Origin of the sequence: Pseudomonas sp. dw_612, assembly GCF_018449725.1 — a bacterium.
In the GTDB taxonomy this organism is placed as follows: domain Bacteria; phylum Pseudomonadota; class Gammaproteobacteria; order Pseudomonadales; family Pseudomonadaceae; genus Aquipseudomonas.
The window spans coordinates 85,840-109,034 of the sequence record NZ_JAAVVC010000004.1; the positions used below are offsets into that span (position 1 = coordinate 85,840).

Here is a 23,195-nt window from a genome sequence, read left to right on the forward strand (position 1 = left end):
CTCAAGAATCTTCCCGCCTCGGCACCATCAACCGCTCGATGGTTCCAGGACTCAGCGATAAGCAAAACTGGCGGATGGCTTCGCACGCTCGCCGCAACGAGTCGTCATCCAGGGCGTAGGCAATCCGGATATACGGAGCAAGGCCAAACGCGCTGCCCTGCACGACGGCCACACTGGCCTCATCGAGCAAGGCCAGGGCCACGTCCTCATCCGTATTGAGCAACGTCCCGGCGGGCGTGGTCAGCCCCAACAGTCCGGCGCATGAAGCGAAGGCATAAAACGCCCCGGACGGGTTCAGGCACTCCAGACCTGGCGTGTCATTCAGGTGCGCAACCACCCAATCCCGTCGCTTTGCGAATACCCCACGGGATCGGACGATGAAGTCTTGTGGCCCGGTCAACGCGGCGATCGCGGCTTGTTGCGAGATGGCACTGGCGCCTGAGGTTTGCTGGCCTTGGAGCTTTTCCATGGCCTCCAGTAACCAGCGTGGCCCCGTTGCAAAACCGATGCGCCAGCCGGTCATGGCATAGGCCTTGGACACACCGTTCATGGTCAGGATCCGTGGCGCGAGTGCGGGTTCGACTTGCGCCAACGTATGGAAAACCTGCCCGTCGAACAACAGGTGTTCATAAATGTCATCCGCGAGCACCAGCACATGAGGGTGGGCCAATAGAACCTGTGCCAACCCTCTTAACTCGTCCTGGCTGTAAACGGCGCCGGTGGGATTGGACGGCGAGTTCAGAATCAACCAGCGGGTGTTGTCATTGATCGCATCGTTCAGCGCCGCCGGTGAAAGTTTGAAGTCATCGTCACTGCTGCACACGAGGATCTTTGACGTACCTCCGCACAATTCAACCATTTCCGGGTAACTGACCCAATAAGGCGCCGGGACAATCACTTCATCCCCTTGATTGAGGGTCGCCGCCAAGGCGTTGTAGATGACTTGTTTGCCGCCATTGCAGATGATCGTGTCCTGCCAACCGACGTTCAGGCCGTTCTCGTTGCGAAACTTGGCGGCTACCGCTTCGCGCAGCGCACGAACGCCCGCCACTTGCGTGTAACGTGTATGGCCGTTTTGTATGGCTTCGATGCCGGCCTGGCACACATGCGTTGGCGTATCGAAATCCGGCTCGCCCGCACACAAGGAGATGATGTGCGCCCCTTCGGCCCGGCGCGCGGCCACCCGATCCATGATGCGGTAAGTGGCGGACGGCTGCGCTTGCGCAAGTCGAACATTGAGCCGCTGGATATCACGATTCATGGCTGGCCCTCCAACGTGTCAGATTCATCAGTTCCAACGTCGAGCGCCCCTGACTCAGCGCGATCATCATTTGCGCTTCTTTTGCCGCCCGCGCCTCAGCTTCGGCCAGGGTCTGCGCAATCGAGCCCTGCGCAATGATGAGCACGCCATCGTCATCGGCCACCACAAGGTCGCCGACCGCCACCTGGGCTCCGTTGAAGTTGAAGGGCTGCCCGACCGAGGGCGAACTGGCTTTCACGGTACCTTTCATGGAGATGCCGCGAGCGAAAACCGGGAACTTCCGGGAGACCAGCGCGGCGATATCACGAACCCCACCATCTATCACCAGCCCTACGACGCCAGCGGCCTCGGCGGCCACCGTCAGCACTTCGCCCCAATAACCTGCCAGGTGATTGCCGGTCGATACCACCAGGACGCTGCCCCGTGGCACCCGTTCCAAAGCAATGTGGATGGACAGGTTGTCACCCGGTGCACATTCCAACGGGTAAGCCGGTGCCGCGATAAAAGCCCCGTCCCAGACGGGCCGGATGGCGGGGTCCACCGCGCAGGGCAACCGGGACGCTTCGTAAAGGGTCGACGAGCCGAGTACCTTCAGGCGCGCCTGCATGATCGGGCTCATTGTTCCTTCCTCTGCAAGGTGTGGTAACCCAACGCCGCCCGGGCTTGCTTGAGCGTTTTGCCCTGGCTGATCAGCGCACGTATTTCGCTTTCCACCGCTTCGATTTGCCGGGCACGCCCAGCGACTTCGGCCGCGCGAGCCCGTGGCACCACGACGACGCCGTTGGCGTCGGCAACCACGATATCCCTGGCGCAGACACGCGCGCCGCCGATGGACACCGGTTTATTGACCCCAGCCACCTCGACCCGGTCCTTGCCGGTGCGCATGTAGCGCCCCTTGGTAAACAGCGGGTAGCCATCGCCAAGGGCTTTGTTCACGTCGCGACATACGCCATCAATCACAGTGGCGGCGATGCCTCGCGCTCCGGCGTACTGGGTCATGATGTCGCCCCAGACCGTGCAATCCGTCCTGCCCTGGTTGGCAATCACCACCACATCACCCGGGCTAACGTCCTCGATGAAATCACCCACCGTACCTGGCGGAACACCGGCGGCAACGTACTGGACCGTGAAGGCAGGCCCGACCGTCACCGTCGGGTAATTATCCAGGGCCATGACGCCCAGGCATTGACCTGGAAGTCCCAGTTTATCCATGGCATCCGAGACGCCTGGCGTATCCAGCCCTTCAAACAGGGCCACGAGTTGCTGATCTTCGGTGTTCATTGAGCAGACTCCACGGCAATCGCTTCGAAGTGGGTGTCGTGCATCACATCGGCCACCGAGCGTCCGCTACGGATAGCCGCCACCATGCCCGCTTCACGCTTGGCGATACGCTCCCCCAGGTTCAGGACTTTTTCGATGTGTGCCGCCGGGATGAACACCGTTCCGCACTGGTCGGCAATGACGTAGTCGTCCTCCGACACGCTGATACCCGCCACGCTGATGGTCACGCCAGCGTCGACCTGCACCACCCGGTTACGCGCGCTGACCATGGTCACACCGCGGCCATAGACCGGGTATCCGATGGATTCGCTGCCATCGATATCCCGGCTGAACCCGTCAATCACCGTTCCACGGATTTTTTTCGCGACAGCGGCGTTGGCGATGATGTCTCCCCAACAGGAAACCCCCTCGATGCCACCCGCGATCACCAAGACTCGATCGTCGCTGCGGATTGCATCAATCACCGGGGAAATCATGTGCACGGCCGGGGCACTTTGAGTTTTCGGGGCGATCTTCACCGTGCTGGCCCGGCCCACGATCTTGGGGCAGTTCCATAACGGCCTGATCCCCACGGCAGCGCCCGGAAGCTGAAAAAAATCCAGTGCATCGGAGACGGTATTGGTATCGAGTTCAGCCAGGCGCTGAAGCGGATTGGAGGGTGTCATGGGGTGAGCCCCTGTTGTGAGAGAGGCTCCAGCTTCACAGGGGAATCTTGATAGGTATATTCCTATTAACGGAACAAAAACATACGCAAAACCTATGGTAAACCGCGATCGAGGCGGCGCCAGCGGCGCCTTACGCTGACTGACGTGCTCGCCAATCGTCATTTCTGCTCGAAACGCTGCCCCTTGAGTACGGCGCTGATGTGTTCACGCCCATTCAACGTGTGGATGCTGCGTAGACGTTCGACGGCCTGCTGCGACCAACTCGGCGTGCTGAGCCCCTGCTCCCGATAGAACGCTGCAATGTGCTGATCATAGTCGTCGACCAACTGCTGCTCCACTGGCTGTCCGTACGTTTCGCGGTGCAGCACGACCTGTTGCGGCAGACGCGGTTTGACGGCGGCCGGGCGCGTCGGATCGGCATAACCGACGCACAGGCCAAAAACGGGGAACACCAGCGGTGGCAACTGCAACTCGTCGATGACCGCCGCCAGATTGTTGCGCAATGCACCGATGTACACGCTGCCCAAACCCAGGGATTCCAACGCCACCACGGCATTTTGCGCCGCCAGTGCCGCATCGATGCTGCTGACCAACAGGCTGTCGAGATAGGCCGGCGCGCCCAGCTCGATGTCCTGCCGTTGAGCCTGGCGGTCAATGCGCGACAGGTCCGCCAGCCACACCAGAAACAGCGGTGCCTGACGGATATGCGCCTGGTTGCCGGCCAGCTCGGCCAGGCGCGCCTTGCGGGCCGGGTCCTCGATCGCCAGCAGGCTCCAGGCTTGCAGGTTGGACGAGGTGGCCGCCGATTGCGCGGCCGCCACTAACGTGTGCAACGTGCCTTCCGGCAGCGGCTTGTCCAGGTAGCTGCGCACACTGGTGTGCTGCAACAGTGACTCGATGATGTCATTCCACGGCGCGCCTTGCGGCCACTCGCCGTGTCGGTAGCGGCTGTTCAACGATGAAGACATTTATGCACCCACTGCTTGTAAAGGTTCACTGACAGTAACAGCTTGCGCGGCACGGGCGGCGCTATGGCGATTGACCGGCACCGGCAACCCCAGATGCCCACGTAACGTGCTGTGACTGTACTCACTGCGGAACAGGCCGCGCTCACGCAGCAATGGCAGGACTTCGTCGGTGAATCGGGCGAATTCCCCCGGCGCACCGACACGGATGTTGAACCCATCGACCGCCCCTTCGACAAACCAGCGCTCGATCTCGTCGGCGACGGTTTTCGGCGAACCGACAAAATTCGAAAACGGTGCGGCAAAGCGCAAGGCTGCCTGACGCAGGGTCAGCCCTTGTTCGCGGGCAACGTGCTTGATGTGTTCGGCATGCCCGCGATAACCGTTGCTGCCCAGATCACCCAGATCCGGGAAGGGTTCGTCGAGCGGGTATTGGGAGAAATCGTGATAGTTGAACGGCCGCCCCAGTTGCACCAGCGCCTTGTTCAGATCCAGCTCACCGTGGCGTTCGCGGTCGATGGCCTGGGCCTGCTCGTCGGTGTCGGCAATGATCGGCGCGATGCCCGGCAGAATCGTCACATGATCGGGGTTGCGGCCGGCAGCAGCGGTGCGTTGTTTGATGTCTTGATAGTAGGCACGAGCATCCTCGAAATTGTCCACGCCAGCGAAGATCCCTTCAGCAACGTTCGCCGCCAGGTTGCGCCCGGACTCGGAAATCCCGGCCTGGAAAATCACCGGTTGGCCCTGGGGAGATCGTGCGATGTTCAACGGCCCAGTTACGGAAAAGAACTCGCCCTGGTGATCGAGACGGTGCTGGCGTTGCGGATCGAGAAACACCCCGCTCTGCTTGTCGCGCACGAAGGCGTCGTCTTCGTAGGAGTCCCACAACCCTTGCACCACGTGCAGATGCTCACCGGCCCGACGATAGCGCTCGGTATGATCGATGTGCTGCTCGCGCCCGAAATTCCCTGCGGCGCCTTCAAGCCCGGTGGTCACCACATTCCAGCCGGCGCGACCGCCGCTGATCAGGTCCAGCGAAGCAAATTGGCGGGCCACGTTGAACGGTTCGGTATAGGACGTCGTCAGTGTGGCGACCAGTCCAATCTTCGACGTCGCCCCCGCGACGGCGGACAACAACGTCAGCGGTTCCAGGCGATTGAGAAAATGCGGGGCCGAATCCGGGGTGATGTACGGGCTGTCGACGATGAAGATCAAGTCGAATTTCGCCGCCTCGGCTTGTTGCGCCTGCTGGCGATACCAGTCGATATCAATGCTCGCATCACCGGGAATCTCCGGGTGCAGCCATTCATTCTGAGCGGTACCGACGCCGGTGAGAATGGCGCCGAATTTGAGTTGTCGTGATGAAGTGGACATCTGGATATTCCCCCGGAGATGGCAGCTCTGCTGGCCGTTGAAGCTCGACCTTAGGCGTTGGGAATACGCTTGTGAAATGCTTTGTTGATCTATCCTAATTATGAAAAACAATGATCATATTATTTTTATATATTTAACTATTGCATATAAAGCCACACCCCTCACGGGCCGTGGCTTGTACCTTCAAACCATCAACGGTGGCTCGAAAGCCGTGACGGCAGGCAACGCCTGATCCCACTTCACAATCTCCACCGAGGCGGTTTGTGCGGCGCAGCCCTGGGACAGCTTTGAAGCGCCAATATCCGCGGTAATCATGTTCGGGTTGCCGTGTTTATCCAGGCTGTTTCGCTCGCCGGGCACACACGGATCGAACCAGGCCCCGGTGGCGATTTGCACCACACCCGGGCGGATTCCGTCGGAGACAATCACCCCGGCCAGAAAGGCGCCGCGCTCGTTGAACACCTTGACCACATCGCCATCGACAAGACCTCTGGCGCTGGCATCCACGGGGTTGAGGGTCAACGGTTCACGCTCACGGATTTTCGAAGAGCGGCTGTAGGCGCCGTGATCGTATTGACTGTGCAGGCGGGTTTTCGGTTGGTTGGACAGCAGTTGCAACGGAAACCGCTCCAGCGGTTTGTCCAGCCATACCGGATGCCCCGGACAATCGGCGTAGCCAAAGCTTGCGATGCGCTCGGAAAAAATTTCGATCCGCCCCGACGGCGTTGGCAACGGATGGGCGTCCGGGTCTTCGCGGAAGGCCTTGAGCAATACCGTATCGGTTTCGGGGTAGGCGATTTCGAACAGGCCGTCTCGCCAGAACGTGTCGTAATCCGGCAGTTCAATCCCGTGTTCCTGCGCCCTGCCCCGAGATTCGTCATAGGTAAAACGCAGCCACGCCTCGGCATCACGCCCCTCGGTGAAGGTTTCGCCGAACCCCAGGCGTTCGGCGACCTGGGCCAGAATCGAGTAGTCATCCCGTGATTCACCCACCGGTTTGATCGCCTGCTGCATTGCGATCATGAAGCGGTCCGAGGCGGAACTGCCGATATCGTTGCGTTCCAGGGCCGTGGTGGCCGGCAGCACGATGTCCGCGTACTTGGCCTGGGCCGTCCAGAACTGCTCATGAACAACGATGGTTTGCGGACGTTTCCAGGCTTCCAGCAAACGGTTCAGGTCTTGATGGTGGTGGAAGATATTGCCACCCGCCCAATAGACCAGACGGATATCCGGGTACTGCATCTGTTTGCCGTTGTAGTCGAACGGTGCGCCCGGATTGAGCAACATGTCGGTCACCCGCGCCACCGGAATGAAGTCCCTGACCGGATTGACCCCTTGGGAAAAGCGCGGCCCGGAAAACGCCTTGCGACCGCTGCCGGTGTTGTTCATGCAGCCATAACCGAGGCCGAAGCCGCCTCCCGGCAAACCGATCTGCCCGAGCAGCGCGGCCAGGGTCACGGTCATCCAGAACGGTTGCTCGCCGTGCACCGAACGTTGCAGGGAATAGGCAATGTTGATCAGGGTGCGTTGACTGGCCATGCGCCGGGCCAGTTCGCTGATTTGCTGCGCTGGAATGTCTGTCAGCGCTTGCGCCCACAGCGGGTCTTTGGGCTGGCCGTCGATATAACCGAGCAGGTATTCGCGAAAGCGCTTGTAGCCCACGGTGTAGCGCTGAACGAAGGCCTCGTTGTGCAACCCTTCGCTGACCAGTACGTAGGCCAAAGCCAGCATCAGCGCGGTGTCACTGCCGGGGCGAACCGGCAGCCATTGATTTTTTTCCGGCCCGATCAGATCGTCGCGCAACGGACTGATATTGACGAATTGCACGCCGGCCTCGGACATGGCGTCCAGCGCACGGGTCAACAGGTGTTCGCTGGCACCACCGGGGCTGGTCTGGGCGTTTTTCGCCGGCAAACCACCGAAGGCGACGAACAATTCACAATGCTGCGCCAGGTTCTTCCATGACGTATGCGCCGCCAGCAGCCAATCCATGTTGCCGACGATGTGCGGCATCAGCACCCGCCCGGCGCCCAGGCTGTAGCTGTCCATGCTGAACACATAGCCACCGAACAGATTGAGGAAGCGGTGCAACTGACTTTGCGCATGATGGAAACGCCCGGCACTGCCCCAGCCATAGCTGCCGCCGAAAATAGCCTGATTGCCATGCTCGGCCTTGACCCGTTTCAGCTCTTTGGCGACCAGGTCCAGCGCGACGTCCCATGACACTTCGACGAAGGGTTCCTGCCCCCTTAGCTCGGGATGCGCGCCAGGTTCGGCGAGATAACTGCGACGCACCGCAGGCCGCATAATTCGCGTTGGCGAGGTAATGGCTTCAGGAATCGACGCTCCGATGGGCGACGGATCCGTGTCCCATTCCACCGGGACCATGGCCTCCAGTTTTCCATCGACAACCTGAGGGCGGTACGCGCCCCAATGCAACGAAGTGAAACTCATGGTGCGATCAACCTCGTTCGGAATGTGGGAGCGGGCTTGCTCGCGAAGGCAGAGTGTCAGTCGACATCAATGTTGACCGGCAAGCCGCCTTCGCGAGCAAGCCCGCTCCCACATTGGATCTTCATTCAAATAGAGAGGTGCTCAATCCTTCAATTCGCCAAGCCCCAAATGCTCACGCAAGGTCGAGCCCTCGTAAGCGCGGCGGAACAGGCCTTTGCGTTGCAGATGCGGAATCACGCTTTCGACGAATTCGCTGAACGAACCCGGCAGGTAACCCGGCGAAATCACAAAACCGTCGCAGCCTTCGCCCAGGAACAACTCGGCCAGTTGATCAGCGATTTGCGCGCCGGTGCCCACCAGTTGCGGGACGCGCACGCTGCTGGCGAAAATCCGCCCCAGTTGCTCCAGCGTGGTATCCGCGCCTTGCATCAACAGCTTTTCGGCGGCGGCAGGATGGATCAGCGGCGATTGGGCGATCTCGGCCAGCGTCGCCGATAACGGAAACGGTGACAAGTCGACATTCAGTTGCGACGCCAGCGTGACCAGACCCAATTCAGGACGTGCCAGGGCATTGTGGCGATCGCGCTTGGCCCGCGCTTCGGCTTCGGTGCCGCCAATGAACGGCATGACCGCCGTCAGCACTTTGCAGCTGTCGGCCTCGCGCCCCTGTTGCACGACCTGCGCGCGCACGTCATCGCGGAACGCGCGCATGGCGTTCAGGTGCGGATGGATGGTGAAGATCGCCTCGGCCCAACGCGCCCCGAAACGCCGACCGCGACCGGACGAGCCCGCCTGGATCAACACCGGTCGGCCCTGGGGCGTGCGCGGAATATTCAACGGTCCTTCGACCTTGAACCACTCGCCCTGGTGCTGCACCGACTGGATTTTTGCCGGGTCGGCCAGCACCCCGCTTTCGCGGTCCAGTTTGAGCGCGTCCGGCCCCCAACTGCGCCACAGCTTCAACGCCACTTCGACGAACTCGTCGGCGCGGTCGTAACGCAAATCATGCTCCAGGTGCTTGTCCTTGCCGAACAACCGCCCTTCGCTGTCGTTCATGGACGTCACGATATTCCACGCCGCCCGGCCCTTGGACAGGTGATCCAGGGTGGCGAACTCCCGGGCGATGTGCGCGGGTTCGTAATAGGTCGTGGAGCGCGTGGCACCGAGACCCAGTTTGCGGGTCTGCCCCACCAGGTACGACAGGATCGGCAACGGGTCCAGACGTGTCGCGTCCTGGGCGCCATAACGCAGGGCCAGATCCCGGGAACCGCCCATCTGGTCACCGACCGCCAGGCGATCGGCGAAAAACAGAAAGTCGAACAACCCTTCTTCCACGACCTTGGCGACGCGCGCGTAGTACTCGGGATCGAGGTAGTTGCCGACGGTTTCCGGATGACGCCACACCGAATGACTGTGGATGACCGGTCCCGTCAGCAAAAAGGCAGACAGGTGAATTTGGCGACTCATGGCAGCGCTCCCTTACTTCGCCTTCGGCGTCCAGACAGCGATATCGGAAACCTTCAGCGGCTTGGGCGTCAGCTTCGCGGCGTAATAGGTATCGGCAATTCGTTGTTGCTCGGCCAGTTCATCTACCTTGACCGGGACGATGTCGTAGCTGCGGCGGGTGTTGGCCAGCTCGACCGTCGCGGGTGGAATGTTGCCCCACAGCGGGCCCAGTATTTTAGCCGCCTCTTGCGGATGCGTTTTGACCCACTGCCCGGTTTCACGAAGGGTATCGAAAGTGACTTGCAACACGTCCGGGTGCGCGTTGGCGAACGTGGTCGTCGCCAGGTAGAAGCGGTTGTAATTGGCCACCCCGTCCTTGCCATCGGCCAGCACGCGCACGTGATGATCGAGTTGTTGGGTCGCCAGGAACGGGTCCCAGATCGCCCAGGCATCCACACTGCCATTGGCGAATGCCGCCCCGCCGTCCGGTGCTTCGAGGTAACGCGGGGTGATGTCGGCGAGGGTCAAACCGGCTTGTTTCAACGCGGAAATCAACAGGAAGTTGCTGCCCGAGCCTTTGGAAACGGCAACAGTCTTGCCCTTCAGGTCGGCGACGCTATGGATCGGTGAATTGTCCTGAACGATGATGGCCTGGGCGCCGGAAGATGGATTTTCCCGGGCGTAATAGGTCAGCGGCGCATCGGCGGCCTGGGTGAACAGCGCAAAGGCGTCGGCGACGTCGGCATGCAAGTCGACGCTGCCCGCGTTCAGGGAACTGAGCAGGCCGGTGCTGAATTCATGCCAGTTGACGGTGAAGCCCAAGGGTTTCAGGCGCTCTTCCAATTGGCCGTTTTGCTTGAGCAAAATCCACAAGGTCGAGGAACGCTGGTAGCTGATATCGATGGCTTGTTGGGCATGAGCCCCCGCTGCGGCGAACAACAGGCTGGTGGCGATGATGAGTTTTTTCAACGTCATGAAAGGCCCTGGAATGGGTGGGGTCGGCGAGGCTGAAGAGGGAAAACCGAGTCAGCGGTGTTGCCTCCAGCGAGGCACGAAGGCCGAAACCGAAGGCAACAGCGATTATATTAATGACGAGAGATTATGAAAGAATCATATAACTCTAAGGTTATTCCCGTTTCAACGTGCCCTTGAGTTGCTCAGCGTGCGCCCGCCTCCAGGATGCTGGCCAGGCGCACGCCTGGGCTGCGCCCTCAGGCCAGCGTCAGGAACAACGCCGACGTCCAGACACGAGACTGATCCCGCTGACGCGCACAGATGAACAACGGATGCTCGCGGCCCGGTTGCAGATTGAGTTGCGCCAGTTCGATCTTCCCTTGCAGCTCGCGAGGCAGCGGCGCAGCGGTAGTCCTTTCCAGGGAGACTTTCAGCTCGGCCCCCGGCAACTCTTCGACCACTTGGGATTGCGCCAGCAATGCTTCGCCGGACAACTCGATCAACACCGTCGGCGCATGCACGTTGGGTTGCGGTTCGGACGGGTCGCCGACCTTGATGTAGTTGTCGATGCGGCTGCGGATCTGCAACCTCGCACCGGCCAGTTGCGACAGGTCGATTTCGATGCTGTCGGTGTCGCCATTGGTGTCGGTACGGAACGCCAGCGACGTCGCGTCCTGGCGCCACACGGTTTGCTCCGGGTGGTCGAGGCCCAAGGCGCGAAAGCCATTGATCACCGCCCCGGTCACCCGAATCTCGCCGGTCCAATAGGCGCCGCGATAGCGGTCCTTGATCCGCGCGCCGCCCAGGCGCAGACGAATGCGTTGGGCGGAAAAACCCAGTTCCTGGTGCAGGTTGCGCGACCAGATCAGCGTCTCGCCATCGAACAGATCGACCTGCTCCCAGCCCGCCTCGCCCAGCAATCGATAGTCCAGCGTGGCCGTCGAATCCGCCGTGAACACCTCGCCCATAAAATGCCCGCCCTGACGCAGGCTGGCAAACGAACGCTCACCGGTGGTGGCAAAGGTGCGCCGGGCACGCAGTGCCTTGCCGACACTGGCGCGGTCGAAGCCGTCGGCAACCACACCGGTCAACCCGCCACGAGAACCGAACACCGCCGTGGCCGGCACCCCGCCGCCGCAACGGCCCTGGTGTTCATCGCTGTTTGCAGCCGCGCCCACCCGATAGCCACGCTGCAGGGCTTCGGCGTAGACCCAATGGAATTGCCCCCACGCCGAGCCGACTTCGATCAAGCGCTCCAGCTCCGGGTGATGCCAGTCTAGGTTGCAGCGGCGCCCGCCGACATGGGGCATCATCAGGTGACCTTCCGGGTCTTTCGCATAGGCGGCGTATAACTCGTCCACCGGCCAGGCGCCCGGTTTGATGGTGCCGGCGGTGAACTCGTTCCATTCGAAGGAGCGCACCAGCCGTCCTTGATTGTCGAAGGGGAATTCGGGCTTGCGGTCATGCAGGAACACCACATTGCGGTCGCCGCCGGCGCAGGAGTTGCCGCACCATTCCGTGCCGGGATAGCAGACGAATCGACCCGGTTCGTTGAGTTCGTGGATCAGTTTCACCGCCTGATCCCAGCGCTGCTCGGTGATGTTGAAGTCGTTGGCGGTGTAGCCGAGGACATCGAGGCCGGCAACATCACGGCCGTAGCTGAGGTTGTACAGCGTGTCATTGGTGCCCACGGTGTCATCGGAATGCACATGCAAGTCGGCGTACAGCGGACGCAATGCCGTGCCCGCCGGGTCGACGTTGACGAAAGCCTGGGCGCCACGCACGCCTGGCGTCTCCACCTCGGCCGACAATCGCCATTCCCCCACCGCGCCGAGATCAAAACCCTCGAGCCGCGCCGTCGCCCAACCTTCATTCGCCAAAGTGAACGGTTGCTGGCGCTCGCCGCCTTCAGGATCAACGAGAGTCAGGACGCCGGTGAGCGGCAAGTTGCGGCAGGTGTTGCCCCAGGCATCGTCCACCCGCAGCAGCACATCGAACGCCTCACCGGCGCTGACCAGACGCGGCACAATCAGCTGCACGCTCTGCGCCGGCCCCGGCACGATATTCAGCAACGGATCGCCCGGCACCTCGGCAAATTTCGAGCTGCCCAGCGGATCGATGAACAACCGGAAGCGGAAGTCTTTCTCGACGAAACTCTGCACCCGCGTCCCCGCGCCGCCCTGGCGACGGTCGCCCAAACGAATGGTGATTTTGTCGCCCGGATTCAGGTAACCGTCGATGATGTCGATGATGATCGCTTTCTGGAATGGCCGTTCGTGGCCCTTCTGGTCGAAGCGCACTTTCAAATGCTGCACGGTGGCCTGGCTCTGGCCGGGGACTAATTCACCGGCCTGATACTCGGCGCTGACGTAGTTGGGACCGGCCGGATTCGAGGTCTGGAACAAGGCCCAGTCGGAGTAGAACTTGAAGGCCAGTTTCAGCCAGGCACCGTCCGCCAGACCGCTGCCGCCGACCTCGTAGACCAGGGTGATTTCATCCCATTGCCCGGCAATCAGCGTGTCTCGATCACAGTCGATGCTACCGAGGAACGGGCGTTTCTTGTTGCGTTCGTAGAGGCCTTGGGGGGCGATGTAATGCCCGGCTTCGCGGGGATCGAAAACGTTACTCACATGACACCTCGTGCAGTGGATGAAAAGGCTTCAAAACACGCCCTGTAGCAGCTGTCGAGCACCGCGAGGCAGCGTCCGGCGGCGCAGCCGTCGTAAACCCTGCATACGCGGTCTGCCTGACACACCGCATAGGCTGATTTTGCGACGGCTTCGCCGCCGGACGCTGCCTCGCGTTGCTCGACAGCTGCTACTGGACGCGCCATTTCTGGTAGTGACGCTCGATGCGCCGGAACACAAAACTCTCCATCAGCCAGGCAATCAGGCCGATCAGCACAATGCCCAGCAGCACCTGGCTGCTGTTGCCGATCTGCCCGCCCGTGGACACCATCCAGCCAATGCCCTGGGACGCGCCGATCATTTCCGCAGCGACCAAAGCCCGCCACCCCTGGCTGAAACCGATGCGCAAGGCCGCCGTCACAAAGGGCAATGAAGCGGGTAGATAAACGTGGGCCAGCAGTTGCCAGGCATTGGCACCCAAGGTGCGTGCCGCGCGGACTTCACCGCCGCGAATGCTCTGCACGCCTTCCTGGAGGGTCACCGCCATGGGAAACACTGCAGCGATGAAAATCACCAGCACGATGGAGACATAACCCAGGCCGAAAATGATCATGATCAGCGGTGCCCAGGCGATCGGCGGGATCGCCATGAACAGGCTGTTGAGCGGCGAGATGAAATCTCGAAAACGTGAAGACAAGCCACCGGCCGTGCCCAGCACAATCGCAACAAGCACCGCCGCGCAGAAGCCGCCGACCTCTTCCAGGACACTTGCCCTGAGGTGCTGCCACAGCGAACTGTCGCTGAGCCAGCGCACGGCTTCGCGCGCCACATCCCAAGGCTGCGGCAGGATGTAAGTGGGAAAACGGCTGGCCAGGGCGATCCAGATCAACAGCAGGAATGGCAGCGAAGCCCATCCCCAATTCGGTTTTGGCAAGGACATGACAGGCTCAGACTTAGCGCGAGGCTTTTTCCAGGTAGGAGGTATCCACGATCTGCTCGGTCTTGAGCGTGGTGTCGATAAAGCCCAGGTCGTGGGAGTAATTCATCAGGCGCTGAATAAATTGAAGGTCCGACCCCTGCAAGTCGGCTGACCAGCCCAGTCGTGTCCGTGCCTGGGCGACGATGGTTTCCGGGGCAATGGTCTTGCCATCCGGGTCTTGTACCGCTTCAAGCTTGAACACCTCGGCGATGATGCGATTCGACTCATCGGGATGCTCGTTGAGGAACGCGATGGCCTTGCGGTGCGCACGCAACAGCTTGACCACATCGTCCGGGCGCTCCTGCAAGGTTTTGGGCAGCGCGATCACCACGTACCATGGGTAATTCGGTAGCGCCTGGTTGACGTCGAGCAGAATCCGGCTCGACCCGCGCAGCAATGACTGGCTGACAAAGGGTTCCCAGGAAAACGCCGCGTCGACAATGCCGCGCTCCAGCGCCGCGTTCATGTTGCCGGGGGGCATGTCGATGATGTCCAGGTCCTTGTCGGGATCGAGCCCGGCCTTTTCTTTCAGGACATAGCCGCGCAGCAGCACGTCCATGCCGCTGCCCTTCTTGACCCCGGCAAGTTTTTTGCCCTTGAGTTGATCCAGACTGCTGATCGGATTTTTGGCATCGACAATCACTGCCGCCTGACCGTAATTGACCTTGGCCAGAATCCGGCTTTGCAGCCCTCGGGAAAACCATTGGTACACCGGCGGGGTGCCGACATAGGCCACATCCAGCTCATTGGCGGCCAGCGCCTGCTGGATAACCGGGCCATCGCCCAGGGCCTTGAGATCGACATTCAAGCCTTCCTCGCGGTAGTAACCCTGTTTGTCGGCGATCAGCGCCGGGGCGTTGGCCATGGCGAAGACATAACCCACACGCAGGGGTTTTTCCTCGGTGGCCACGGCAAATGGGCTGCTTGCCAGGGCGGCAACAGACAAGGAAAGGGCAAGCAGCGAACGTTTGATCATGCGGTTAACTCGGGTTGACGGGTTGGGTTAGCGACGGCTTCGGACACTTCCATGACGTGGGAAATGCGCTCCATCAGCTCATTGCGGTAATCGAGGAAGGCCGGCAAGCGGCGGGTTTTCAGGTTGGAGCGCGGGCGCGGCAGATGAATATTCAATTCGCTATGGATACCGCCCGGGGCGATGTTGAGCACGATGACCCGATCCGCCAGGAACACCGCTTCGTCGATATCGTGGGTAATGAACAGCACCGTCTGGCCCAGCTCGGCCCAGATACGCAAGGTCTCTTCATTCATGCTGTTGCGACTGATGGCATCCAGCGCGGCGAAGGGCTCGTCCATCAGCAACACGCCAGGCTCCAGTGCCAAAGTCCTGGCCAGGGAAACCCGCTGCTGCATGCCGCCAGACAGCTGATGCGGCAGTCGATGCGCCGCATTCTCCAGACCGACCAGACGCAGGTACTGCAAGGCTTGCGCACGCTGTTGTGCTTCGCTGAGTTGCGCTGTCATCCGCAGGCCGAAACGCACGTTTTCCAGCGCACTCAACCAGGGAAACAGCTGCGGCGCCTGAAACACATAGCCCAACTCCGATCGCTCCGGACGCACCGCAGTCTGGTTAATCGTGATCTGACCGCTCTGGGGTTGCTGAAAACCCGACAACAAATTCAGCAAGGTGGTTTTCCCGCAACCCGATGGCCCGAGGATCGCGACAAATTCGCCGGGTTTCGCGTTCAGGCTGAAAGCGCTGAACACCCGATGTCCGTTGGGGTAGCTGAAATTGATGTCATCGACCGTCAGGGCATCGGCTTGCTGCGGTGCGTAAGGCAAGGATTCGGGCATGGCAAGTGTCGTCAGGTCGTTTACAATGGGGATGCCTGACATAATACGTATTAATACAAGTTGTCCCAATAACCTATTTTTATAACCTTAGAAGTGAAGGCACATCGCCCCACTCCAAGGCCCCTGGAAGCCGACCGTGTCCACGTCCATTCTTCGCGACAGCACCACCTCGCTCTACGAACAGATCGCCCATCGATTGCTGGAAGAGATTCAGCGCGGTGACTTCGAGCCCACCGGCAAACTGCCGTCGGAAGCCGAATTGGGCCAACGCTTTGGGGTGAGCCGCGTCACGGTGCGCCTCGCGGTGGGCAAGCTCAGTGACGACGGCGTGGTGGAGCGCAAGCAAGGCAAAGGCACGTTCGTGGCGGCGAAACAGGTTCGGCATGGCTTGGACGCGTTGCGCAGTTTTCATGAAGCCTTGCTGTTGCAAGGGCTCAAACCGAGCATGCAGGTGATCAGCCATACGCTGCAGCCCGTTCCGGAAGCCTTGCGGGGTTTGTTTGAAGCAGCGGACGATTGCCTGCTGCTGGAGCGACTGCACTTCGTCGATGACGAACCCATCGCCCTGGGCCGCAGTCATCTACCGGCCGAACTGGCCAGCGTGGTCTGGACTGAGGTCGAGCATCAACCGATCTACTCCATCCTGGAGTCGATCACCGGCCTGGCAGTCACCCGCGCCGACCTGGCGATCCGTGCCCAGGAAGCCGACAAAAGCCTGGCCAGCGCCCTCCACGTCAAACGCGGCGCAGCGCTGCTGGTCATGGAGCGCACCTCTTATTTCGCCGACGGTCGCTGCTGCGACCGCACCACGTTTTTCATACGGCCGGAACGCTACGCCTTCGTCCTCAGCGGCGTGTTCAAATCCACAAGCGGCCGTTAGAACGACCGCTTGTGCCCCCTCTCCGACTACCAGTTATAAGTAACCTTGCCGTAGTAAAACGCCCCGCTGTAGCCGTAAGGCGAAAAGGTGCTGTACGCCAGATTGCCGCCGCTGGAAGCGTACGCGTTGACCTTCTCCGGGTACTTGTCGGTGACGTTGTCGCCCCCCAGGGTGAACAGCCAGTTCTTGAGTTTGTAATCGACGGCCAGGTCCAACAGCCACGCGGCACTGAAAGTCTGATCGTTGATCTTGTCCGCCTGGTAACTGGTGAACTCGCCATACCGCACCAGATTGGAATGCAGCGCCCAGTTGCCATAGTTGAAGTCGTTCGCCAGGCTCAGCTTGTGCTGCGGCGTGGTGTCGCCCAACAACCCAATGCGCTCGCGCCGATCGACGCGCACCAGGTTGACCCCGAGTTGATCGAGAATCGCCGGATTGGCTTTCACATCGGTGACTTTGGTGTGGTTGTAGTTATAGCCCACGGTGCTGTTCCAGCGGACCCCGTTATCCAGTTGATAGCGATAGTTGGCCACCAGATCCACCCCATCGGTGCTGGTGTCGGTGGCATTGGTGAAGTACCGCGCGCTGGTGTAGTTGATGTTGCCGACGCCGTTATCCTTGAGGTAATTGATCGCAGCGTTGTTCAGCACCAGGTTGGAGGACAGCGACACCCGGTCACGGATATCGATGCGGTACACATCGGCGGTCACCGTCAGGTTATCCAGCGGTTCGAGCACCAGTCCGAGGCTGTAGTTGCGTGACTTCTCGGCCTCCAGATCCTCCGCGCCCAACAGCTTGGCCACCTGGCTGTTGGCCGGGAAGGTGCCGGCCTCCTGAATCGTGTTGCCGATCAACTGCGACGAAGTGAACGCGAAGTTCTGCTGCGCCAGCGACGGCGCGCGGAACCCGGTGGAGACACTGCCGCGCAACGCGACCTGGGGCGTGAAATCGTAGCGCGCCGAGAGTGAGCCACTGACATTGGAGCCGAAGTCGCTGTAGTCCTCGTGACGCACCGCCGCCGACACCGCCAGTTTCTCGGTGAAGTTGGTTTCCAGATCCAGGTATTGGGCGATGTTGTGCCGGGACGAACTCCCCGCATCCGAGTCGCGGAAACCACCCAACCCGGAACTGCCGGTCTGGTAGTAGGACTCAGGCTGCCCTGCCTCGATCTGATAGCCTTGATGCAAGTACTCGGCACCGAAAGCCACCGACACCGGATACGGCAACCAGCCGAGGCTGAATTCCCGGGACAGGTCCAGGCTCAGTTGTTTCTGGTCGTTGGTCAACGTACCGTTGTCGAACGAGTGCGGAGTGGCCAGGCCCAGTGACGTGTTGATGGTTTTGGTGCCCAACTCATACGAATTCTTGCCGTAGTTGGCCGACAAGTCGTAGTGCCAGTCGTTGATCAACTCACCGCGCAAGCCCACCACCAGGCTGGTGTCTTCCAGCACGCCGTTGATCAACGGCAGGTAACCGTTCGGGTAGATCGCCGGGTTGTTGTTCGAGGCATTGCTGGCGCGATAAAACGCCGCGGTTTCGCCCCGACGCTTGCTGTAGCCGCCAAAGGTATAGAGCTCGGCGACATCGTTGAAACTGTACTCGGCGTTGAACTGAAACTTGCCCTCCTCCGTTTCCGGCTCGCCCTGGCGAAAGACATGCTGGCCGTAGGTAGTGGAACCGATACTGGCGGTACGAAAGTCGTCACCGGCGCGATCGGTGTAATCATTGTTCGCGCCTTCGGCGGACAGGTTCAGAAAACCGTTGGCCCCCAGCGCGAAACCGCTATTGCCGGCAACCTGGCGCTGAATCCCGTCGCCCTTTTTGTATTCGCCGTACTTGGTCGATATCGAGCCGCCATGGTCGGCGTTTTTCAGGATGATGTTGATGACTCCGGCGATGGCGTCCGAACCATAGCGCGCTGAAGCGCCGTCGCGCAGTACTTCGATGTGGTCGATGGCCGACAGCGGTATCGCGTTCAGATCCGCCGGCGCCGAGCCTCGCCCGACTGCGCCGCCAAGGTTGACGAACGCCGAGGTATGACGGCGTTTGCCGTTCACCAGCACCAGAACCTGGTCCGGTGACAATCCGCGCAATTGCGCCGGTCGGGTCAGTTCGGCGCCATCCACCAGGCTGGGCCGAGGGAAGTTGATCGACGGGATCAGCCTTGCCAGCACCGTGCCCAGTTCGTTGGAACCGGAACTGCGCAGACTGTCGCCGGAAATCACATCGATGGGTGAAAGCGAGGCGCTGGCCGTGCGTTCCTGGGCCCGTGTACCGGTGACGATCACCGTGTCGAGCCGGGTTTGCGTGGTGTCGTCTTTAATGGTCTCTTCGGCGAATGCGCCGGTGCTCCAGACTGCCGCACTCAGCACGTTGGCCGAGATGATTGCCGTGGACAGAAGGTGTCGTGTGTAGCTCCCCATACCGCTCCCTATTGCTCTAAATCCATGGCTAAAAGCCTGGAACTCAGACGAGCGATCCGTGCGGCGGACGGTGGCGGTCATCAATCGAATTTATATTGGATCCAGTTGACCGGCGATATACTCTAAAACGATATTAAATAAATATTTAAATATCTTTATAGAATAAGCAAAGGCATAAGCCGGACCACGATTGAATGACGTGCAACGCCTTGAAGGGCCGAGACACCTGCATCGGCCAACAGGATTTTCGGAATTGGCGTAAGTTACGAGCTGCCTTACTCCCCCGCCAGGAAAGAGAACGCTCTATGCAACTGCAGCCGTTCAAGATCGCCATCCCCGACGATGCCATCGCCGATTTGCACCACCGTTTGCGGCGTACCCGTTGGCTGAACGCCATCGAAGGCCAGGGCTGGAGCGAGGGCACGGACCTTGGTTTTTTGCAGTCGTTGCTCGCGCACTGGGCCGATGATTTTGACTGGCGTGCCCAGGAAGCGCAGCTCAATCAACTGCCGCAATACCTCGCCCACATCGGCGAGCAAACGGTGCATTTCGTGCATCAACCCGGCACGGGCCCGGCGCCGCTGCCGTTGATCCTGACCCACGGCTGGCCGGGTTCATTTGTGGAAATGCAGCGCCTGATCCCATTGCTCGCAGACCCGGCCAGCCATGGCGGCGACGCGGCGGATGCCTTCCATGTGGTCGTGCCCTCGCTGCCGGGTTACGCCTTCTCCCCTGCGCCGAAGCATAAGGGCGTCGGGCCCTATGAAGTGGCCGGACTGTGGGCGGCGTTGATGGCTGGTTTGGGGTATGAACGTTTTGGCACTCAAGGCGGCGATCTGGGCGCCGGGGTGTCGACCTGGCTGGGACGGCGTTTCCCCGAGCAGGTTACAGGGATTCATCTGAACTACGTGCCCGGTTCCTATCGTCCACCGCTGGGCCCGGACCAACCAGCGATCTCCAGCGAAGAACAAGCCTTTCTCGATCGCGGCGCAGCCTTTGCCGATGCCGAGGGCGCCTACGCCAAAGTCCACGGCACCAAGCCGCAATCACTCGCCATCGGCCTCAACGACTCGCCCGCCGGATTGGCGGCATGGATGGTCGAAAAATTCCAGGCGTGGACCGATGGTTCGGGCGATCTGCAACACGCCGTGGCCCTCGACGCGTTGCTGACCAACATCAGCGTTTACTGGTTTACCGGCAGCATCGGTTCGTCGCTGCGGCCGTATGTCGAAGGTCGCGCCCGTCCGCTGGCCTTTGCCGCCGGGGAACGGGTGCAGCCGCCTACCGGAGTGGCGTTGTTTCCCGCCGAATTGCCGATGCCGCCGCGCAGTTGGGTCGAGCGCTGTTTCAACGTGCAGCGCTGGACAGCCATGCCCAAGGGCGGCCACTTTGCCGCGATGGAGCAACCGCAGTTATTGGCTGAGGATATCCGGGCGTTCTTTCGACCACTGCGTTGATCTTTGCAGAGGTGCCGCGTAAAAAAGCCTGTTCGCGACGAGAACTGTCCATCCGCGGTTCTCGTGATCACAGCCCGCAACCCATAAGGTTCGTCTCATGAGCAAAGCGTCCTACGTTCCTCCCAAAGTCTGGAAAAATAATGCCGCGTCCGGCGGACAATTCGCCAGCATCAACCGCCCGACCGCCGGGCCGACCCATGAAAAAACATTGCCCGTCGGCAAGCATCCGTTGCAGCTTTATTCGCTGGCCACACCCAACGGCGTAAAGGTCACCATCCTGCTTGAAGAACTGCTGGCACTCGGGCACAGCGAAGCCGAATACGACGCCTGGCTGATCCGCATCAATGAGGGTGACCAGTTCTCCAGCGGCTTTGTCGAGATCAACCCCAACTCGAAAATCCCGGCGTTGCTGGATCGCAGCGTGGAGCCGGCGCTCCGCGTCTTCGAGTCCGGTTCGATCCTGCTGTATCTGGCGGAAAAGTTCGGCGCCTTCCTCCCCACCGATCTGGCAGGACGCACCGAAACCTTGAACTGGCTGTTCTGGCAGATGGGCTCAGCGCCTTACTTGGGCGGCGGTTTCGGGCATTTCTACGCCTATGCGCCAGAGAAGCTTGAGTACCCGATCAACCGCTTCACCATGGAGGCCAAGCGTCAGTTGGATGTGCTCGATCGCCGACTGGCCGAAAGCCCTTATCTGGCCGGTGACACTTACACCATCGCCGATATCGCGGTCTGGCCCTGGTACGGCCAACTGGTGCGGGGCAACGTGTACTCGGCGGCCGAGTTTCTTTCGGCCCACGAATACACCCACGTGCAGCGCTGGGCGGAGGACATTGCGAATCGGCCGGCGGTCATTCGTGGGCAGCGCGTCAACCGCACGTGGGGCGATGAGGCGAGCCAAGTGCCTGAGCGGCACCAGGCGGATGATTTGGCTTAGCTGATCAGTTCGGCGGCCGGATCGGGTTTACGCGATTCGGCCGCTGGCGCCATGAGTTCAAGCAATGTCATCCATTTGTGGCCCCGCTTGCGGCTCATTTTGACGAGAATCTGAAAAAATCCCGGACACATGAATGTCTCCGGGATTTTTCATTGATGCCATCGGGAACGGCTGCCGACTTACTTCTTGATCAACAGCGTTTTAGGGTTGGTGAACAGCAGGCGACCTTCATGCCCACCCTCGGTGCCCACACCGGACTGTTTGTGGCCGCCGAACGGAATGTCCACGCCTTGGGTGTGTATTTCGTTGACCCACACCATGCCGGTTTCCAGACGATTCGCCACCGCCACGGCCAGCCGGGTATCGCGTCCCCACACGGAGCCGCCCAAGCCGAACGGGCTGTCGTTGGCGCGTTCGATCACATCGTCCACCTCGTCATACACGATGATCGGCACGATCGGGCCAAACTGTTCTTCCTGGACGATCTTCGAGTTCTCCGGCGGGTTGTCCACCACGGTGACGGGAATAAAATAACCCGGCCGCGCCTCGTCCACCTCACCGCCCAGCACGATTTTCTGACCGTTGGCCTTGATGTCGTCGAGGAAGGTGCGGACCTTGTCGTACTGCATCTTGTTTTGCATCGGGCCAATCGTAACGTCCGGATCGAGGCCGTCGCCGAGCTTCTGCCGGCGGGCGTACTCGACGAATGCCGCGACGAACTCCTCATGGAAAGACCGATGGATGTACAGGCGCTTGATGCCCACGCACCATTGTCCCGAGTTGCCAACCGCGCCCCAGAACAGCGGGGGAATCGCGGATTCCCAGTCGGCATCGGGCAGGACGATGGCGGCGTCGTTGCCGCCCATTTCCAGGGTCAGGCGCTTGACGGTGCCGGCAGCCGAGCGGATCACATGCTTGCCGGTTTGCGTCGAGCCGGTGAAGCTGATCTTGGCGATGTCCGGATGAGCCGTCATTTGCGGCCCGAGTTCGTTGCCGCCGGAGACAATCGACAGCACGCCCGGCGGGAAGACCGATTGCGCAATTTGCCCGAAGCGCAATGTGGTCAGCGGCGTGAACGGCGATGGCTTGATCACCATGGTGTTGCCGGTGAGCAACGCCGGAGCGACCTTCCACAGCGCCAGCAGCACCGGGAAATTCCACGGTGTAATCGCGCCGACCACACCCAGCGGTGTGTGGTGCAGTTCGACAATGTGGCTGTCAGTGTCTTCGAGGATTTCGACCGGAATGCGTCGGGCGGCAATCTGGCGAATCCAGGAAATCGACTGGTCGACTTCCGGCTCGGCTCCGCTTTTGAGCGGTTTACCCTGCTCCAACGTCAGCAAACGGGCCAGTTCATCGCGGTGAACTTCCAGGGCGTCAGCATAGGCATTCAGGTAGTTCTGGCGTTCGTCATAACTGAGCAGCGACCAGCTCTTGAACGCAGATTTGGCCGCCGCCACGGCCTGATCAAGTTGTTCGGAAGTTGCGGCCGGCGCGTTAGCCAGTACTTGGCCTGTTGCCGGATTGATTACAGCGAATGAGTCCTTTGACTCGACAAGTTCGCCAGCGATACTCAGATAATAAGTTCCGTTAAATAAATGGGCCGGCGCAATGCTACGCGACACGTTATTCATGACATCAACTCCAAAGTATTAACTTTTCAGGCAATAGTTGGCCGAC

The 23,195-nt window shown here is 60.7% G+C and carries 18 protein-coding genes; 3 read left to right on the forward strand and 15 right to left on the reverse strand.

Translation table 11 applies throughout. The features are described from left to right. Nucleotide 1 precedes the first annotated feature (1 nt). The 13 genes from HB680_RS08230 to HB680_RS08290 form a co-directional block, all read right to left on the reverse strand. Entirely contained in the window at nt 2–1,261 is a 1,260-nt protein-coding gene (locus HB680_RS08230) for a pyridoxal phosphate-dependent aminotransferase (RefSeq protein ID WP_213938011.1), read from the reverse strand. Beyond that, the gene (locus HB680_RS08235) at nt 1,251–1,880 is read right to left on the reverse strand and encodes a dimethylmenaquinone methyltransferase (protein ID WP_213938012.1); all 630 of its coding nucleotides are present in this window, start codon (nt 1,878–1,880) and stop codon (nt 1,251–1,253) included. Before HB680_RS08235 ends, HB680_RS08230 begins: the two co-directional genes overlap by 11 nt. Beyond that, on the reverse strand, nt 1,877–2,542 hold the full coding sequence (locus HB680_RS08240) for an RraA family protein (protein WP_213938013.1): 666 nt from the start codon (nt 2,540–2,542) through the stop codon (nt 1,877–1,879). The genes HB680_RS08235 and HB680_RS08240 overlap by 4 nt, the downstream gene beginning before the upstream one ends. Beyond that, nucleotides 2,539–3,207, reverse strand: coding sequence for an RraA family protein (locus HB680_RS08245; protein WP_213938014.1), 669 nt, complete (start codon nt 3,205–3,207; stop codon nt 2,539–2,541). Before HB680_RS08245 ends, HB680_RS08240 begins: the two co-directional genes overlap by 4 nt. Nucleotides 3,208–3,365: 158 nt before the next feature. Continuing rightward, on the reverse strand, nt 3,366–4,175 hold the full coding sequence (locus HB680_RS08250; protein WP_213938015.1) for an NADPH-dependent oxidoreductase: 810 nt from the start codon (nt 4,173–4,175) through the stop codon (nt 3,366–3,368). After that, nucleotides 4,176–5,546 carry an LLM class flavin-dependent oxidoreductase gene (locus HB680_RS08255; RefSeq protein WP_213938016.1) on the reverse strand — a complete coding sequence of 457 codons (1,371 nt, stop codon included), beginning with the start codon at nt 5,544–5,546 and terminating at the stop codon, nt 4,176–4,178. A gap of 183 nt (nt 5,547–5,729) precedes the next feature. After that, nucleotides 5,730–8,000 carry a molybdopterin guanine dinucleotide-containing S/N-oxide reductase gene (locus tag HB680_RS08260; RefSeq protein ID WP_213938017.1) on the reverse strand — a complete coding sequence of 757 codons (2,271 nt, stop codon included), beginning with the start codon at nt 7,998–8,000 and terminating at the stop codon, nt 5,730–5,732. Between the two features lie 141 nt (nt 8,001–8,141). Continuing rightward, nucleotides 8,142–9,467 carry an LLM class flavin-dependent oxidoreductase gene (locus HB680_RS08265; RefSeq protein WP_213938018.1) on the reverse strand — a complete coding sequence of 442 codons (1,326 nt, stop codon included), beginning with the start codon at nt 9,465–9,467 and terminating at the stop codon, nt 8,142–8,144. Between the two features lie 12 nt (nt 9,468–9,479). Continuing rightward, nucleotides 9,480–10,421, reverse strand: a complete 942-nt coding sequence (locus HB680_RS08270) for an aliphatic sulfonate ABC transporter substrate-binding protein (RefSeq protein ID WP_213938019.1) — start codon at nt 10,419–10,421, stop codon at nt 9,480–9,482. 236 nt (nt 10,422–10,657) lie between these two features. Continuing rightward, on the reverse strand, nt 10,658–13,030 hold the full coding sequence (locus HB680_RS08275; RefSeq protein WP_213938020.1) for a DUF3604 domain-containing protein: 2,373 nt from the start codon (nt 13,028–13,030) through the stop codon (nt 10,658–10,660). Nucleotides 13,031–13,217: 187 nt separating this feature from the next. Continuing rightward, the gene (locus HB680_RS08280; protein WP_213938021.1) at nt 13,218–13,967 is read right to left on the reverse strand and encodes an ABC transporter permease; all 750 of its coding nucleotides are present in this window, start codon (nt 13,965–13,967) and stop codon (nt 13,218–13,220) included. Nucleotides 13,968–13,980: 13 nt separating this feature from the next. Next, the gene (locus tag HB680_RS08285; protein ID WP_213938022.1) at nt 13,981–14,982 is read right to left on the reverse strand and encodes an ABC transporter substrate-binding protein; all 1,002 of its coding nucleotides are present in this window, start codon (nt 14,980–14,982) and stop codon (nt 13,981–13,983) included. Continuing rightward, nucleotides 14,979–15,818, reverse strand: coding sequence for an ABC transporter ATP-binding protein (locus tag HB680_RS08290; protein ID WP_213938023.1), 840 nt, complete (start codon nt 15,816–15,818; stop codon nt 14,979–14,981). Before HB680_RS08290 ends, HB680_RS08285 begins: the two co-directional genes overlap by 4 nt. 136 nt (nt 15,819–15,954) lie before the next feature. Between HB680_RS08290 and HB680_RS08295 the strand changes: the two genes are divergently transcribed. Further along, the gene (locus HB680_RS08295) at nt 15,955–16,698 is read left to right on the forward strand and encodes a UTRA domain-containing protein (protein WP_213938024.1); all 744 of its coding nucleotides are present in this window, start codon (nt 15,955–15,957) and stop codon (nt 16,696–16,698) included. Nucleotides 16,699–16,724: 26 nt separating this feature from the next. Here the strand turns inward: HB680_RS08295 and HB680_RS08300 are convergent, their stop codons facing one another. Then, nucleotides 16,725–19,121 (reverse strand): TonB-dependent receptor, encoded by a 2,397-nt coding sequence (locus tag HB680_RS08300; protein WP_213938025.1) that lies wholly within the window; start codon nt 19,119–19,121, stop codon nt 16,725–16,727. Nucleotides 19,122–19,426: 305 nt separating this feature from the next. Here HB680_RS08300 and HB680_RS08305 point away from each other — a divergent pair, with 305 nt between their 5' ends. Together HB680_RS08305 and yghU are read left to right on the forward strand one after the other, a co-directional pair. Next, on the forward strand, nt 19,427–20,578 hold the full coding sequence (locus tag HB680_RS08305; protein ID WP_213938026.1) for an epoxide hydrolase family protein: 1,152 nt from the start codon (nt 19,427–19,429) through the stop codon (nt 20,576–20,578). Nucleotides 20,579–20,675: 97 nt separating this feature from the next. After that, the gene (gene yghU / locus HB680_RS08310) at nt 20,676–21,515 is read left to right on the forward strand and encodes a glutathione-dependent disulfide-bond oxidoreductase (protein WP_213938027.1); all 840 of its coding nucleotides are present in this window, start codon (nt 20,676–20,678) and stop codon (nt 21,513–21,515) included. A gap of 179 nt (nt 21,516–21,694) precedes the next feature. Here yghU and HB680_RS08315 read toward each other — a convergent pair whose 3' ends face one another. Next, the gene (locus tag HB680_RS08315; RefSeq protein WP_213938028.1) at nt 21,695–23,149 is read right to left on the reverse strand and encodes an aldehyde dehydrogenase family protein; all 1,455 of its coding nucleotides are present in this window, start codon (nt 23,147–23,149) and stop codon (nt 21,695–21,697) included. Nucleotides 23,150–23,195 lie beyond the last annotated feature (46 nt).

Coding starts and splice junctions, on each gene's coding strand:
- HB680_RS08230 (WP_213938011.1), bottom strand. CDS start 1,261: ATGAATCGTGATATCCAGCGGCTCAATGTTCGACTTGCGCAAGCGCAG.
- HB680_RS08235 (WP_213938012.1), bottom strand. CDS start 1,880: ATGAGCCCGATCATGCAGGCGCGCCTGAAGGTACTCGGCTCGTCGACC.
- HB680_RS08240 (WP_213938013.1), bottom strand. CDS start 2,542: ATGAACACCGAAGATCAGCAACTCGTGGCCCTGTTTGAAGGGCTGGAT.
- HB680_RS08245 (WP_213938014.1), bottom strand. CDS start 3,207: ATGACACCCTCCAATCCGCTTCAGCGCCTGGCTGAACTCGATACCAAT.
- HB680_RS08250 (WP_213938015.1), bottom strand. CDS start 4,175: ATGTCTTCATCGTTGAACAGCCGCTACCGACACGGCGAGTGGCCGCAA.
- HB680_RS08255 (WP_213938016.1), bottom strand. CDS start 5,546: ATGTCCACTTCATCACGACAACTCAAATTCGGCGCCATTCTCACCGGC.
- HB680_RS08260 (WP_213938017.1), bottom strand. CDS start 8,000: ATGAGTTTCACTTCGTTGCATTGGGGCGCGTACCGCCCTCAGGTTGTC.
- HB680_RS08265 (WP_213938018.1), bottom strand. CDS start 9,467: ATGAGTCGCCAAATTCACCTGTCTGCCTTTTTGCTGACGGGACCGGTC.
- HB680_RS08270 (WP_213938019.1), bottom strand. CDS start 10,421: ATGACGTTGAAAAAACTCATCATCGCCACCAGCCTGTTGTTCGCCGCA.
- HB680_RS08280 (WP_213938021.1), bottom strand. CDS start 13,967: ATGTCCTTGCCAAAACCGAATTGGGGATGGGCTTCGCTGCCATTCCTG.
- HB680_RS08285 (WP_213938022.1), bottom strand. CDS start 14,982: ATGATCAAACGTTCGCTGCTTGCCCTTTCCTTGTCTGTTGCCGCCCTG.
- HB680_RS08290 (WP_213938023.1), bottom strand. CDS start 15,818: ATGCCCGAATCCTTGCCTTACGCACCGCAGCAAGCCGATGCCCTGACG.
- HB680_RS08300 (WP_213938025.1), bottom strand. CDS start 19,121: ATGGGGAGCTACACACGACACCTTCTGTCCACGGCAATCATCTCGGCC.
- HB680_RS08305 (WP_213938026.1), top strand. CDS start 19,427: ATGCAACTGCAGCCGTTCAAGATCGCCATCCCCGACGATGCCATCGCC.
- yghU (WP_213938027.1), top strand. CDS start 20,676: ATGAGCAAAGCGTCCTACGTTCCTCCCAAAGTCTGGAAAAATAATGCC.
- HB680_RS08315 (WP_213938028.1), bottom strand. CDS start 23,149: ATGAATAACGTGTCGCGTAGCATTGCGCCGGCCCATTTATTTAACGGA.